At 66.4% G+C, this 13165-nt stretch carries 13 protein-coding genes; 6 read left to right on the forward strand and 7 right to left on the reverse strand.

What is annotated here, in order from left to right; translation table 11 throughout:
- Window positions 1–40: 40 nt before the first annotated feature.
- Complete coding sequence (locus tag AAZQ98_RS06360) at window positions 41–886, forward strand: 3-hydroxyacyl-CoA dehydrogenase (RefSeq protein ID WP_434690642.1); 846 nt, start codon at window positions 41–43, stop codon at window positions 884–886.
- Here the strand turns inward: AAZQ98_RS06360 and AAZQ98_RS06365 are convergent.
- Window positions 883–1293, reverse strand: coding sequence for a hypothetical protein (locus AAZQ98_RS06365; protein WP_434690645.1), 411 nt, complete (start codon window positions 1291–1293; stop codon window positions 883–885). The two genes, AAZQ98_RS06360 and AAZQ98_RS06365, sit on opposite strands and share 4 nt — an antisense overlap.
- 30 nt (window positions 1294–1323) lie before the next feature.
- On the opposite strand from AAZQ98_RS06365, the gene AAZQ98_RS06370 reads away from it, so the two are divergent.
- On the forward strand, window positions 1324–3006 hold the full coding sequence (locus AAZQ98_RS06370) for an ABC-F family ATP-binding cassette domain-containing protein (RefSeq protein ID WP_105661405.1): 1683 nt from the start codon (window positions 1324–1326) through the stop codon (window positions 3004–3006).
- On the opposite strand, the gene AAZQ98_RS06375 is transcribed toward AAZQ98_RS06370, so the two are convergent.
- Together AAZQ98_RS06375 and AAZQ98_RS06380 are read right to left on the reverse strand one after the other, a co-directional pair.
- Window positions 3003–3623, reverse strand: coding sequence for an AmiS/UreI family transporter (locus AAZQ98_RS06375; RefSeq protein WP_434690649.1), 621 nt, complete (start codon window positions 3621–3623; stop codon window positions 3003–3005). The two genes, AAZQ98_RS06370 and AAZQ98_RS06375, sit on opposite strands and share 4 nt — an antisense overlap.
- A 99-nt stretch (window positions 3624–3722) precedes the next feature.
- Window positions 3723–5447, reverse strand: a complete 1725-nt coding sequence (locus AAZQ98_RS06380; protein ID WP_434690651.1) for an FAD-dependent oxidoreductase — start codon at window positions 5445–5447, stop codon at window positions 3723–3725.
- 78 nt (window positions 5448–5525) lie between these two features.
- Here AAZQ98_RS06380 and AAZQ98_RS06385 point away from each other — a divergent pair, with 78 nt between their 5' ends.
- Window positions 5526–6446 carry a LysR family transcriptional regulator gene (locus AAZQ98_RS06385; RefSeq protein ID WP_434690654.1) on the forward strand — a complete coding sequence of 307 codons (921 nt, stop codon included), beginning with the start codon at window positions 5526–5528 and terminating at the stop codon, window positions 6444–6446.
- Here the strand turns inward: AAZQ98_RS06385 and AAZQ98_RS06390 are convergent.
- The 4 genes from AAZQ98_RS06390 to AAZQ98_RS06405 form a co-directional block, all read right to left on the reverse strand.
- Window positions 6430–7056: a pentapeptide repeat-containing protein gene (locus AAZQ98_RS06390; RefSeq protein WP_434690656.1), complete on the reverse strand. Its 627-nt coding sequence runs from the start codon at window positions 7054–7056 to the stop codon at window positions 6430–6432. The genes AAZQ98_RS06385 and AAZQ98_RS06390 overlap by 17 nt on opposite strands.
- A 9-nt stretch (window positions 7057–7065) precedes the next feature.
- On the reverse strand, window positions 7066–8064 hold the full coding sequence (locus AAZQ98_RS06395; RefSeq protein WP_434690659.1) for an epimerase: 999 nt from the start codon (window positions 8062–8064) through the stop codon (window positions 7066–7068).
- 10 nt (window positions 8065–8074) lie between these two features.
- A complete protein-coding gene (locus AAZQ98_RS06400) occupies window positions 8075–8950 on the reverse strand; it encodes a VOC family protein (RefSeq protein WP_434690661.1) in 876 nt (291 codons plus the stop codon).
- A gap of 75 nt (window positions 8951–9025) precedes the next feature.
- The gene (locus AAZQ98_RS06405; protein ID WP_434690663.1) at window positions 9026–9874 is read right to left on the reverse strand and encodes an SDR family NAD(P)-dependent oxidoreductase; all 849 of its coding nucleotides are present in this window, start codon (window positions 9872–9874) and stop codon (window positions 9026–9028) included.
- A 135-nt stretch (window positions 9875–10009) separates the two neighbouring features.
- On the opposite strand from AAZQ98_RS06405, the gene AAZQ98_RS06410 reads away from it, so the two are divergent.
- From AAZQ98_RS06410 to AAZQ98_RS06420, 3 genes are all read left to right on the forward strand, one after another.
- Window positions 10010–10516, forward strand: a complete 507-nt coding sequence (locus AAZQ98_RS06410; RefSeq protein WP_400342431.1) for an Lrp/AsnC family transcriptional regulator — start codon at window positions 10010–10012, stop codon at window positions 10514–10516.
- Window positions 10517–10725: 209 nt separating this feature from the next.
- The gene (gene hisC / locus AAZQ98_RS06415; protein WP_105661417.1) at window positions 10726–11787 is read left to right on the forward strand and encodes a histidinol-phosphate transaminase; all 1062 of its coding nucleotides are present in this window, start codon (window positions 10726–10728) and stop codon (window positions 11785–11787) included.
- Window positions 11784–13160: an amino acid permease gene (locus tag AAZQ98_RS06420; protein ID WP_434690666.1), complete on the forward strand. Its 1377-nt coding sequence runs from the start codon at window positions 11784–11786 to the stop codon at window positions 13158–13160. Before hisC ends, AAZQ98_RS06420 begins: the two co-directional genes overlap by 4 nt.
- The last annotated feature ends 5 nt before the right edge of the window (window positions 13161–13165 follow it).

Raw genomic sequence — 13165 nt, forward strand, 5'->3', positions numbered from 1 at the left:
AACTAAAAGCGGAGAGTGAAGCTGTACCCCAAGGAGAATCATGGAACTGCAACGCATCACCGTTCTGGGCACTGGCGTGCTCGGCGCACAAATCATCTTCCAAACCGCCTACCACGGCTTGCCCGTCATCGGCTACGACATCAGCGAGCAAGCGCTGGCCGCCGCAAACCAGCGGCTGGATGCCCTGGTTGCGCAGTACGCCCAGTACTTCGGGAACCCGCAGAAGGCCCAATCCGCCCGCGAGTCCATCGAACTGACCAGCGATCTGGCCGACGCGGTGCGGGAGGCCGACCTGGTCATCGAGGCGGTGCCCGAGAATCTGGAGATCAAGGCGCAGACCTACCGGAAGCTGGCCGCGCTGGCCCCCGAACAGGCCATATTCGCCACCAATTCATCGACCCTGCTGCCCTCGGATATCGCCGAGTTCACTGGCCGCCCCGGACAATTCCTGGCCCTGCACTACGCCAACCACATCTGGTCCAACAACACCGGCGAAGTCATGGGCACACCGGCAACCACCCCCGAAGCCTACGAAGCAGTGGTCGACTTCGCCGAGCGTACCGGGCTGGTCGCGATCCGGGTGCTCAAGGAGCAGCCGGGCTACGTGCTGAACTCGCTGCTGGTCCCCTTCCTGCAGTCCGCCAGCCACCTGCTGGTCAACGGGGTCGCCGATGCGCAGACCATCGACAAGACCTGGAAGCTGGGCACCGGGGCTCCGCATGGTCCGTTCGAGATCTACGACATCGTGGGGCTGAACACCGCCTACAACATTTCCCGTGGAGGCGATGCAACCAGCCAGAAGTTCGCCGAGCTGCTCAAGACCCAGTACATCGACCAGGGCAAGCTCGGCGCAGCGGCCGGCGAAGGGTTCTACAAGTACAACTAGCCGCCGCGGGGCGCGCCACCAGGCAGGGGCGCGCCCTCATCCCAGTCGGCCAGCGGCGGAAGGCTCTTCGGATCCGCTATTTCCAGCCCCACCACGATCCAGTCGTGGTCGAAATCCGTGCCTTCGGGAACATGCAGGGTATCGACCACCGGGACAGGGTCATCTGCCAGTCCCCCGGCCTTCGCCGCACGTCCATGATCCCGGTACTGGATGCGCACCACCCGGGCGGCGACTGCTGCCACCGGCACCCCCGTGCCATCGAAGGTGCCGTGGTCATCGAGCTCGAAGGAGATTTCCCCGCGCCCATTGCGCACCTGGGCCAGCTGCCAGCGCACGTGATCGCCTACCGAAAACGCTGAATGGCAGCAGGCATGGAGCGCGCCGTAGATTTCTACTGTGATCTGCATGTTCGGCAATCTACCCGATAGGATTGCCAGGTGGCCCATATAGACGTGACAGACATCCAGTATTTCCTTTCCGACGGCACCCAGCTTCTGGGCGGCGCGGCCTTCAAGGTCACCGCCGGCTCCAAGACCGCGCTGATCGGACCCAACGGCACCGGCAAGACAACCCTGTTCAAGATCATCGCAGGAGACCTGAAGGCCGACGAAGGCTCCATCAACCGCACCGGCACCCTGGGCATCATGCGCCAGTTCGTCGGGCAGGTGCGCGACGACTCCACGGTGAAGGACCTGCTGCTGTCCACCGCCGCACCGGCTTTGGCCCAGGCCGCCGCCAAGGTCGCCGAGTACGAAGCCAAAATGCTCACCAGCGAGGACGAGAAAGTCCACATGCGCTACGCCGAGGCGATCATCGAGTGGGGCGACGCCGGCGGCTACGAGCTGGAAACCACCTGGGACAAGGTCTGCATGGCCGCCTTGGGCATCGGGTTCGACAAGGCCGGGGACCGGCTGGCGCGCACCCTGTCCGGCGGCGAGCAGAAGCGCCTGGTCCTCGAAGCGCTCTTCGAAGGCAACGACGAACTGCTGCTGCTCGACGAGCCGGATAACTACCTTGACGTGCCCGGCAAGCGCTGGCTGGAAGAGATCATGTCCCGCTCCAACAAGACCGTGCTGTTCATCAGCCACGACCGCGAGCTGCTGGACAACGCCGCCACCCGCATCGTGACCCTGGAACCGGGCCACGGCGGGGCCACCGCCTGGGTGCACGGCGGCGCGTTCGGCTCCTATGTGGAAGCCCGCAAGGAGCGCAACGAGCGCTTCGAAGAGCTGCGCAAGCGCTGGGACGAGGAGCACGCCAAGCTCAAGGAACTGGTCAACATGTACAAGACCAAGGCCGCGTTCCGCTCCGACATGGCCAACCGCTACCAGGCGGCCACCACCCGGCTGGAGAAGTTCCTGGAGGCCGGCCCGCCGCAGGCGATCCCGCTGGAGCAGAACGTGCAGATGCGGCTGAAGGGCGGGCGCACCGCCAAGCGCGCGGTCGTGGCCGAAAAGCTCGAGCTGACCGGGCTGATGAAACCCTTCAATACCGAAATCTGGTTCGGCGACCGGGTGGGCGTGCTGGGTTCGAACGGCTCGGGCAAGTCGCACTTCCTGCGCCTGCTGGCCTCCGGCGGATCCGACCCGGAGCGCGAGCATCTGCCGGTCTCCGATGTGGTGATCGCCCCGGTGGCGCATGCCGGCACGGTGAAGCTGGGAGCGCGCATCCGCCCGGGCTACTTCGCCCAGACCCACAGCCGCCCGGACCTGTTTGGCCGCACCCTGCTCGAAATCCTGCACCGCGGCGACGAGCACCGCTCCGGAATGCCGCGCGAGGCGGCGGCCGGAGCGCTGGATGGCTACGGGCTGGCCGCGCAGTCCGAGCAGAAGTTCGAATCGCTCTCCGGAGGCCAGCAGGCGCGCTTCCAGATCCTGCTGCTGCAGCTCTCGGGGGCAACCCTGCTGCTGCTCGATGAGCCCACCGACAATCTGGACCTGCACTCGGGCGAAGCCCTGGAGCGCGCCATCGACGCGTTCGAGGGCACGGTGCTGGCGGTGACCCACGACCGCTGGTTCGCCCGCGGCTTCGACCGCTTCCTGGTCTTCGGCTCCGACGGCACCGTCTACGAGTCCGACGAGCCGGTCTGGGACGAGGCCCGGGTGCAGCGCAAGCGCTAGGTTGCCTCCTGCATGGAGCGCCAGGTGCTGCGGGCTTTCCAGCAGCTGAATCCGGCGGCCGCGGCCAGCACGCAGAGGGCGGCCCAACCCGCAGCCGGCGACGTCGACCACCGCTCGTTCTGCGCGAACAGCGCCGGGATGGTGCTGCTCGGGATGCCGGCGCTGAGCATCAACCATGCGGTGGCCACGGGCACGTGGACCGGGCCGAGCCGGCGCAGCCCCAGCCCGTCGGAGAGGAACAGGCCCAGCCACATCAGCGCCCAGGCCAGCCAGATGACCGCGAACAGCGGGTCCGGGCCGATGGACAGCACGCTCTTGTAGAGCGCGATCGCGGCTACGAACGCACTGAACCAGCCCAGCGCGGCCGGGTCGAAACCGTACAGGGTGTTGAACCCGACCAGCAGATAGGTCATCCCGAACAGGTAGCTGGGCCAGGTGGCATTGACCAGTGCGATGTCGCTGCCTGCCTGGCTGAGTATCAAGGTCGGCAACATGATCTGCAGCGCGCCGACCATCAGGTTGAGCACCGCCGCCGAACGGGCCGGAATCCGGCCCAGCCCCACCAGCGCATTCACGCTCAGAATCAGTCCTACGAATACGAGCCCCACATGGGCCATCTCATCCTCCACTCGCGAAGGGCACCCACGCCTGGCCGGTCGCCCACTGAGCTCAGTTTCAGCGCAGCCGCCGGGCCTTGGCAAGTTCGCACCGGTTCATTACTCCACGAGCTTGCCTGCCTGCGATACCTCGGTGATCAGCGCGGCCACTTCCGCAGGCACCTCGGGGATCGGCTCACGGGTGATGCCCTCGGGCGACCAGATGAGATTCACCTGCAGCTGCGGATCGGTGTGCGGATAGTCGCTGCGGTTATGGCAGCCGCGGGTTTCCCGGCGCTCCAGCGCCGACTCCAAGGTGGCGCGCGCGGCCAGCACCGAGGACTTCAGGTCGAAGGCGTGGCACAGATCCTGGTAGCCGGCGATGTCCGGGTGGATGCCCACCCGCGCCATCCGCGCTTCGACCTCTGCCAGCTTCTCCAGGCCCAGCTTCAGCCCCGCCTCCTCGCGCACGACTCCGGCGTGCTGGGTCATGATGTCGCGGATCGCCCGCTGCAGGGATCGGACATTTTCCTGCCCATCGGCGGCCAGCAGCCGGTCCACTTCCCCGCGCGCCTTCTCGATGGCCGCCTGCGAACGCGGCTGGGAAGTGAGCGCACGCGAATACCGGGCAGCTCCCTGCCCGACGATCCGGCCGAAGACCAGCAGCTCGATCAGCGAGTTGCCGCCCAGCCGGTTGGCCCCGTGCAGGCCCGAGGAGGCTTCGCCGATCGCGTACAGGCCCGGTACTTCGGTTTCGTGGGTGAGCGGGTCCACCTGCACCCCGCCCATGGAATAGTGCGCCGTCGGGGCGATCTCGATCTTCTGCTCGGTGATGTCCAGCATCTGCTCCTCGAGCAGCGTCTGGTAGACCCGGGGCAGCCGTTCCATGATGGTGGCCCGGGGCAGGTGCGAGACATCCAGCCAGACCCCGCCCTTGGCGGTGCCGCGTCCGGCGGCGATTTCGGTGTAGGCGGCCAGGGCGACCCGGTCGCGGGTGGACAGTTCCATGCGCTGGGGATCGTAGCGCTCCATGAAGCGTTCGCCCAGGGCGTTGGTCAGGATCCCGCCTTCGCCACGGGCCGCCTCGGAGACCAGGGTCCCGGCCACCGATTCGGGTTCGATGATGCCCGAGGGGTGGAATTGGACGAGCTCGGCATCGCGCAGCCGGGCACCGGCCTCCACGGCCAGGCGGAAGGCGTCGCCGGTGTTCTCGTCGCGCCGAGAGCTGCTGCGCCGCCAGATGCGGGTGTGGCCGCCGGCGGCCAGGATGACCGCGTCGGCATGGATCAGGTACCCGGTGCCGTCGTTGACGTCGAAGCCGTAGGCGCCGAAGATCCGCCCCTCGGCGACCAGCAGCTCGGTGATATAGACCGAATCCAGGATCGGGACCTGCAGCTGCTGCGCACGGCGGACCAGGGTGCGCTGGATTTCCAGCCCGGTGTAGTCCCCGGCGAAGGCGGTGCGCCGGAATTTGTGGGCGCCGAAGAAGCGTTGGGAGATCCGGCCGTCGGTTTCGCGGGCGAAATTCATGCCGTAGCGTTCCAGGTCCTCGATGCCGCGGGCCGCGCCTTGGGCGACCACCTGCACGGTGCGCGAATCGGCCAGGTAGTAGCTTTCCTTGATGGTGTCCGCCGCGTGCTGCTGCCAGCTGTCCTCGGCGTCCATCGTGCCCAGTGCGGCGTTGATGCCGCCGGCGGCCAGCGCGGTGTGCGCGTCGTGGCGCGGGCGCTTGCCCACGGCCAGCACGTCGGTGCCCGATTCTGCCAGCTCAATGGCCGCGCGAAGGCCTGAACCGCCGGTGCCGATGACCAGTACGGAGGTGGATATCTGCTGTTCGTTTCTCATGGTTTCCAGCATCGCCCCGCACCCAGAATACGTCCAATGAATTATTGGCATGATGTTGATAGCAGTAGGCTATGCACCATGAACCTAGAGCAATTGCGCGGCTTCACCGCCATCGCCGAAGTGGGGCACTTCACCCGGGCCGCCGAGCAGCTGCATCTGGCCCAGCCATCGCTCAGCCGGCAGATCGCCACGCTGGAACAGGAATTGGGCTCCGAGCTGTTCCACCGGGCCCGCGGCAACATCACGCTCACCGCCGCCGGGCAGGCATTGCTGCCCCGGGCACGCCGGATGCTGGCCGACGAGGAGTCCATCCGCTCCGAAATGGCCGACCTGGCCGGGCTGCATCGCGGGCGGGTGCGCCTGGGCGCCCCGCCTACCCTGTGCGTGTCGCTGGTCGCCGAGGCGCTGTCCATCTTCCGCACCCGCTACCCCGGGGTGCAACTGCAGATTTTCGAAGCGGGCTCGCACAAGCTGCTGGAGCAGCTGGACGGCGGCGCACTGGATCTGGCGCTCATCGTGACCTCGGAGCATGCGGTGAACGACAACCATCTGGAGAACCTGCCGCTGCTCGAAGAGGAATTGGTGGTCATCGACGCACTGGAGCACCCGCACCTGGCTGGCCAGGAGCTTGATTTGCGCGCGTTGGCTCCGGTGCCCCAGCTGGCCTTCTCGCACAGCTACGATCTGCGCGCCAGCACCGCCCTGGCCTACAAGAACGCCGGCCTGGTGCCCAATATCGTCGTGGAAGGCGGGGAGATGGACGCGGTGCTGCGCTTCGTGCAGCGCGGACTCGGAGTGGCCGTGGTTCCGGCGACGGTGGCGCTGGACGCCCCGGGAGTGCGCTCCATTGCCTTGCGCGAACCGCTGGCCCGCACCATCGGGCTGGCGCACCGGCGCGATGTCTCCTTGACCCGCGCCGCCGCGGCCATGGCGCAGCTGCTGGCCGAAACCGCGCAGCAGCTGGCCGCCGGCCACGGGCAAATCAACTCCCTAGCTTGATCCCCAGGTGGCTGGCCATCGCCTCCGCGAGCAGGCCCAGCTGCAGCGCACTGATCCGTGCCCCGCGCAACCCGTCGACCCCCTCAGCCTGGGCGAAGTCCAGCCCCTGCAGGTCGACCTCGCGCAATTGCGCCCCGGCAGCGGTAATTTGCCCGGCCCGCGAATCGACGAAGCCCAGGCGCTGGATCTGCCCGCCCAGGTCGATCTCCTCGAATTGGCAATTGACGAAGAGCACATCGCGCACCGTCGCACCGCGCAAATTCAACCAGCCGAATTTGCAGTTCTCGAATACCACGCCATCGAGCTGGGCCTCGGCGAAATCCGCGGAACCGAAGCGGCTGTGGGTCACCCGCACATCGTTGAGGAACGCACCAGCGGCTTGCAGGGCGGGAGCCCCGGATTGGTCCAGTTCGCACTGCATCAGCCGGGCATTGCGCAAGGCCTCGATCTGCACGGAGCTGAAACGGCATTCCTCCAGCCGCGCGCCATCGGCCGCCAGCGGCTCATCGAAATCCCTGAAGTGCAGCAGTTCAACGTAGTCATCGCCCAGATCCCCGCGGTAGCCAGGGGCCAGTTCGGGCAGGGTGAAGCGTCGGAATCTCGGTGCCAATGCGCGTCCTTAAAGTGCTTGTTTCGCAGCCAGGTTCCCGGCCACGTCATCCAGTGCCGCATCCAGGTGCGGCCAGCGGAACTCGTACCCGGTCCCCTGCAGCACCCCGGGCAGCGCCCAGCGGGACTTGAGCAGCATTTCCGGTTCCACGCGCAGCACGAACATGGCCGGCTCCAGCATCCAACGATACGCGGGCAGCCCGAATTTCGCGCCAGTGGCGCGGCGCAGCGAGGCCATCAGCGCCCGGTTGGCAACCGGGTTCGGCGAGCTGAGGTTGACGGGGCCGGTGATTTCGGGGTGGTCGATGATATGCCCGATCGCGCCGATCGCATCATCCACGTGGATCCAGCTGAAGCGCTGGTTCCCGCGCGTGCGGTGCCAGCCGCTGCGTTCGGCTCCGCTCGGATCCGGGCCGATGCCGCGGTAGCGCCGATGCGCCGGCCACCAGCTATCGTGTTGCGCCCCGCCAAGCCCGAGCCGTGCAACGGCAAGCAGCTTGCGCGTGGCCGGGCCGTCGCCGAGCACGATGGCCATGCGCAGGGCGACCCGGCGCGTGGGCAGCTCGCCGCGGAAGAACTCGCGTTCCCAGTTGCGCGCCACATCCACCGAGAACCCTTCGCCGATCCGGCCGTCCTCGGTGTTCGGCGCATCCATGCTGTGCCGGTAGATGGTCGCGGTGGACGCGTTCAGCCACAGCGCCGGCGGATCAGCGGCCTGGGACACTGCCTCGTGCAGCGCGCGGGTCGTGTCCACGCGCGAGGCGAGGATCTCGTTGCGCGCCGCCTCGTGATAGCGGCAGCCGACATTCTTCCCGGCCAGATTGACCAGCAGTTCTGCACCATCGATGAGTGCCGCCAGCGCCGGGCCATCGCCCCACTGCGCATCCGCTGTACGGCCGCGGCCGATGACCGCCACCTGGTATCCAGCCCCGCGCAGCTGCGCGATCAGCCGTTCGCCAATGAACCCGCTGGCTCCTGCCACTACCGCCCGCCGTGCAGCGCTCTGCATCGTTCCCCGCTCAGAAGTCGTTGATCACTAGTTTCTTCATCTTCAGCATATGCTCGAATGCGCCGGGACGCTCCATCAGCTCACCCATGTTCGAAGGCACGATCTGCCAGCTCACCCCGAATTTGTCGGTCAGCCAGCCGCAGGCCTCGGCTTCCGGCACCGCGGACAGCGCCTCCCAGACGCGGTCGATCTCCGCCTGGCCATCGCATGGCCATTCCAGCGAGACGCCGGGAGTGAAGGTGAAGTCCTGCGGCACGGCCGAATCCATGGCCGCAACGCAATCCTCGCCGAGCGTGAATTGGGCGTACATCAGCGCTTCGGCGGTAGCGGATTCGGTCGGTTCCCCGTACGGGAAGGCGCTGTCCAGTTTCGCGCCGAGCACCTGGCTGTAGTACTCGATGGCCTCGACCGCGCGGTTCTGGGCCGCACCGCCGAACATCAGCGCAGGAAAGACCGAGGCGCGCGGCTCAACGGGCTCATCGGACTCCATCAGCTGCCAGGAGACACCGTACTTGTCGTTCACCCAGCCGTAGCGTGCGCTGAACGGGTAAGTGTCCAGCGGCATCAGCGCCGTGCCGCCCTCCAGCAGCGCGGCCCAGGTGGCATCGAGGGACTCGCGCTGGCCGGCGTTGAAGACCACGATGATCGAGATCGCCGGATTGGGCGTGAATTCCTGGCCCGCGTTGATCAGCGTGATCTTGGTTCCCCGCACCCACAGCGAAACGGTCAGCGCCTTGCCGGCGAAGGGTTCCTGGAATTCCAGCAGGCCCTCGGTGGGATAGCGCGATTCGACTTCGGTTTTTGCCTCCGGCAGGGCGCGGGCATAGAATTCCCCCGCTTCCTCTGCAGTGCCTTGCATCCATAGATTGACGGTGAGCTTTTGCATGACGGTCCTCCTAGCTGGGCGATGCTCCAAAGCTACCCCGCAGGGCCCTCCAGCAACAGATGGGCCAGCGAACTTTCAGCCCCGATTCATCTGCTCGTCCCGCGTTGTTCGCCCGGTGAACTGGTCCATCGAGCGGTATACGCCGATGACCTTGCCGGCCACGAAATCCCAGGCCGGTCGCGGCAGCACGCCGCGCAGCAGCTGGCCCAGCTTGCTGGTCCACGGCATCAGCACCAGCGGCGTGCCGGCAAGCATCGCCCGCCACGCCCGGTCCACCACGACTTCCGGCTCCAGGATCGGGGTCAGCAGCATCGGCTTGGCGCCCGCGAACATGCCGGTGCTGATATAGGTCGGGCAAATGGTGCTTACGGCGATCTGGTCGTTGCCTTCCAGCTCCAGCCGCAGCGAATCGCTGAAGGACAGGGCCGCGGCTTTGGAGGCCGCGTAGACGCTCATATTCGGGTTGGACACCAGCGCGGCCGCCGAGGCGATGGTCAGCACCCGGCCCTTGCCCCGTCGGCCCAGCTGCGGAAGCAGGGCGTGGGTCAAGTACATCGGGGCGAGCGCGTTCACCTGCATGGCCGCGGTGATCTGCGCGGTGCTGTGCTTCGCGAAGGAGGTGCCGGTGACCACCCCGGCGTTGTTGACCAGCACGTCGATTCCCCCGCCCTCCACCGCCGTGGCGGCGTAGCGCTGGATTTGGCCCTGGTCGGCAAGGTCCACCACATGGGTCTCGACAGTGCCGCCGAGCTGGCGCAGCTCTTCGGCAGCCGCGTCGAGCTTGGCCGCGTCGATGTCCCAGATGACCACCCGTGCCGCGCCCTCGAGGCAAGCTTGCTTGGCGAAAAGCAAACCCATGCCCTGCGCGGCCCCGGTGACAAGGACATGCAAACCGGCTACCGACTGGAGAGGTGTCTTGCCCATCAGTGAACTCCTTGAGGATCAGTATGGCAACAGCCTAGCCTGTGGCGCGGATTACACTTGGCTCATTTTCATCGAGCGCGCCCAGCAAACACCGCTAGCCTTGGATCATTGGACCGACTCGTCGAAAGGACGACCGTGCGCATTGACCGCCTGGACGCGGATTTGATCGAACTGCTCACCGAATCGCCGATGCTTCCGGTGATGGAGTGCGCCCGGCGCTTGGGTGTTGCCCGCGGCACGATCAGCAGCCGGCTGGCCCGGCTCCACGAGGCCGGCGTCATCCAGGGCATCGTCCCGCGGGTCAAGCCTGCGGGGTTCGGGTACACGCTGGTCGCATTCTGCCAGGTGGAGATCATCCAGCGCTATGGGCACGATCCGGTCGCGAGCGCATTGGAGGAATCCATCCCGGAAATCCTCGACATGTACACCGTGACCGGCAGTTCGGACTTGCAGCTGCGCGTTGTGGCCCGGACCCCCGAAGACCTGCAGGCGATTTTCAACCGCATCAACAAGGTGCCGGGTGTGGCAAGGACCTCATCCTCCTTCGCCCTGCACGAGCATTTCCAAGGAAGGACACTGCCACTGGTCGCAGCGTGCGCTAGGGCCGAGGCAGAAGTGGAAAAGACTGGGCAGATTGACTAGTAAAATGGGTTGATTGGCGGCGATTGCTATGCAGCCTGCATAGAAACAGGGGTTGCGATTGCGCCGGCAGATTCATTCAACCTACAGTCGATGCTTGTGAATCGCGACACGCGAGGATATGAGCAGGGCCACCGCTGACCACGCACCACGGCTTTGTCATACGAACGATTGCCAACCTCGTGCAGCTCTGGCAGTCAGAGAGGAAACTCATGACCCTTCACCAGCGCCCCTCCTTGCAGGAAGTGCCCGCTTACAAGCAGGGCAAGCCCGCAGCCGCTGGAGCCTCCAAGCTCTCATCCAACGAATCCCCGCATAGCCCGCTGCCCTCGGTGCTGTCCAGCATCCAGGAGGGCCTGGCCACCATCCACCGCTACCCGAGCATCGCGGCGCCCGAATTGACCGGCGCCCTCAGCTCGCAGTTCGGCGTCCCGGCGGAGCACATCACCCTGGGCGCGGGCTCGGTCGAGGTCGCGGCCCAGATCATCCATGCGGTTGCCGCCGAGGGCGACGAAGTCATCTACGCGTGGCGCTCCTTCGAGGCGTATCCTTCGCTGGTGCGGATCGCCGGAGCCACCCCGGTCGAGGTGCCCCTGGATGCCGATAGCCGCCATGATCTGCCCGCCATGCTGGCCGCGATCACCGATAAGACCCGATTGGTCTTCATCTGCAACCCGAACAACCCGACCGGCACGGTGGTGGAGGCCCGCGCGCTGGATGAGTTCATCAATGCCGTGCCGCGCAACGTGCTGGTCGTCGTCGACGAAGCCTACGTGCACTTCGACCGCTCGGCCGTGCGGGCCGATGGCATCGAGCTGTTCCGCAAATACCCGCATGTGGCCGTGCTGCACACCTTCTCCAAGGCCTACGGCCTGGCTGGCCTGCGCGTCGGATACGCCATCAGCCCGCTGGAAGTTGCCGGGAACCTGCGCAAGGTGGCCGTGCCATTTGGCGTCTCCGACTTGGCACAGCGCGCGGCAGTGGCCTCGCTGGCCGCCATCGGCGAGCTGTCGCTGCGCATCGAGGAAGTCGTCACCCAGCGCGAGCGGATGTACGAGGGCCTGGCTGCCGCCGGGTACCCGGTCGTGAAGTCGCAGGCGAACTTCGTCTGGGTGGATGCCGGCGAGGCAACCGAAGAGCTTGAAGCCAAGCTCGCCGCCGGCGGTGTAGTGGTTCGCGCCTTCCCCGGTGACGGGTTGAGGATTTCCTCCGGTACCGCACACGACGTCGATCGCGTGCTCGCGGCCCTGCCCGTCCAGGAGGCCACCGCGTGAGCGCAGTCAAAGCCCCCGAGCAGCTGCATACCGGGCTGACCCGGCGCCAGATCTCCATGATGGGCCTGGGCGGCGCGATCGGCGCTGGCCTGTTCGTCGGCTCCGGCCAGGCCATTTCCATCGCCGGTCCGGCCGTGCTGGTCTCCTACCTGATCGCTGGAACCGTCATCATCGTGATCATGGCCATGCTCGCGGAGATGGTAGCCGCCAATCCGTCCTCCGGCGCGTTCTCCACCTTCGCTGGCCAAGCCATGGGGCGCAGCGCAGGGTCCACCCTGGGCTGGCTCTACTGGATCCAGCTGGTCGTGGTGATCGCGGCCGAGGCAACCGGGGCCGCGGCCATTACCGCCGGCTGGGTTCCGGCCTTCCCGCAGTGGGCATGGGTGCTCGGCTTCGTGGTGGTCCTGACCGGAGCGAATCTGCTCGGCGTAAGGAATTACGGCCGTTTCGAATACTGGTTTGCCGTGATCAAGGTGGCTGCGATCATCGCGTTCCTGGTCTTCGGCGCCTTGGTGCTGACCCGGGTGATCCCGACGCCGGAACCAGTTGGCTTCGCCAACCTGGCCGCCCATGGCGGCTTCGCCCCCGGTGGCATGGCCGGCATCGCCGCCGCAGTCCTGATCGTCATCTTCTCCTTCGGCGGTACCGAAGTGGTGTCCATCGCGGCCGCCGAGTCCAAGGACCCGGCCGGCAACATCAAGCGCGTGGTCAAGTCCGTGATGATGCGCATCCTGTTCTTCTACCTCGGCTCGATCCTGGTCATTGTCGCCCTGGTTCCCTGGAATGATCCGGCGATCGTGGACGGCCCATTTGCGGCCGCACTGGATGTCATGCACATTCCAGGCGTGGGCTTCTTGATGAATGCCGTGGTCGTGGTCGCCTTGCTTTCGGCGATGAACGCGAATATCTACGGTTCCTCGCGCATGCTGTACTCGCTGGGCCAGCGCAAGCTCGCCCCGAGCGCCGTCACCCACGTGACCGGCAATGGCGTGCCGTCGAAGGCCGTGATCGCCTCCGTGGCCTTCTCCTTCCTGGCCGTGGGCCTGAACTGGATCTGGCCCGAGGCTGTGATGCCGATCTTGCTGAACGTGGTGGGTTCGACCATCATCTTCATCTGGTCGTTCATTGCCGTGACGCAGCTGATCCTGCGCCGCCGCGCGGACCGCGATGGCGGGCATCTGCCGTTGCGGCTGTGGGGTTTCCCGGGCCTGTCGATCGCTACGATCATCGTCCTTGCGGCGATTGTCGCCATCGCGATGACTGATCCCGCGGCGCGCACCCAGCTGCTGCTCACCGGCGGGCTGACCGCCGTGATCTGGGTGATCTCCAAGATCGCGCTGCGCGATAAGCGCGAGGAACCGGCGGACGCCTAGCTCCC

The organism is Glutamicibacter sp. Je.9.36, assembly GCF_051129975.1.
Taxonomy (GTDB): domain Bacteria; phylum Actinomycetota; class Actinomycetes; order Actinomycetales; family Micrococcaceae; genus Glutamicibacter.

Bases quoted from the DNA above. Each gene is read 5' to 3' on its own strand.
- AAZQ98_RS06360 (WP_434690642.1), top strand. From the start codon at position 41: ATGGAACTGCAACGCATCACCGTTCTGGGCACTGGCGTGCTCGGCGCA.
- AAZQ98_RS06365 (WP_434690645.1), bottom strand. From the start codon at position 1,293: ATGCAGATCACAGTAGAAATCTACGGCGCGCTCCATGCCTGCTGCCAT.
- AAZQ98_RS06375 (WP_434690649.1), bottom strand. From the start codon at position 3,623: ATGGCCCATGTGGGGCTCGTATTCGTAGGACTGATTCTGAGCGTGAAT.
- AAZQ98_RS06380 (WP_434690651.1), bottom strand. From the start codon at position 5,447: ATGAGAAACGAACAGCAGATATCCACCTCCGTACTGGTCATCGGCACC.
- AAZQ98_RS06385 (WP_434690654.1), top strand. From the start codon at position 5,526: ATGAACCTAGAGCAATTGCGCGGCTTCACCGCCATCGCCGAAGTGGGG.
- AAZQ98_RS06395 (WP_434690659.1), bottom strand. From the start codon at position 8,064: ATGCAGAGCGCTGCACGGCGGGCGGTAGTGGCAGGAGCCAGCGGGTTC.
- AAZQ98_RS06400 (WP_434690661.1), bottom strand. From the start codon at position 8,950: ATGCAAAAGCTCACCGTCAATCTATGGATGCAAGGCACTGCAGAGGAA.
- AAZQ98_RS06405 (WP_434690663.1), bottom strand. From the start codon at position 9,874: ATGGGCAAGACACCTCTCCAGTCGGTAGCCGGTTTGCATGTCCTTGTC.
- hisC (WP_105661417.1), top strand. From the start codon at position 10,726: ATGACCCTTCACCAGCGCCCCTCCTTGCAGGAAGTGCCCGCTTACAAG.